Source organism: uncultured Winogradskyella sp. (assembly GCF_947501905.1).
GTDB lineage: Bacteria > Bacteroidota > Bacteroidia > Flavobacteriales > Flavobacteriaceae > Winogradskyella.
Window position 1 is genome coordinate 1 of record NZ_CANMXL010000023.1, and the last position, 328, is coordinate 328.

Below are 328 nucleotides of genomic sequence, written 5' to 3' on the forward strand. Positions count from 1 at the left end.
CCAAAAACCCTCTTGTCATGTATGTTACCGTACAATGGGGCACAGGAAGTTCTGGTCAGGTCATTCTTGACTCTAATAGCACAACCTTAAATGTAACGATTACTGGAGGCAGCGGACCAACATGTCCAGATACTGCGCTCAGTGACGAGAACTATGTACATACCTTGGCACCGCGTATTGCAAGCACCAATACTTCTGGCTTGGCCAATGATGAGAAGATAGAGTCTGTGAACTATTTTGATGGGCTCGGCCGTGCCAAGCAATCTATTGGTATCCGTGCTGGTGCTAGCTGTGAGGATATTGTTACTCATGTGGCTTACGACCAATA

Annotated in this window: 1 protein-coding gene; it reads left to right on the top strand. The window is 46.6% G+C overall.

Going from position 1 to position 328, the window contains the following annotated elements; translation table 11 throughout:
• Positions 1-17 precede the first annotated feature (17 nt).
• Positions 18-328, top strand: a 311-nt coding sequence (locus tag Q0770_RS14675) for a DUF6443 domain-containing protein (RefSeq protein ID WP_299118191.1), incomplete at its 3' end; no start/stop codon positions are given.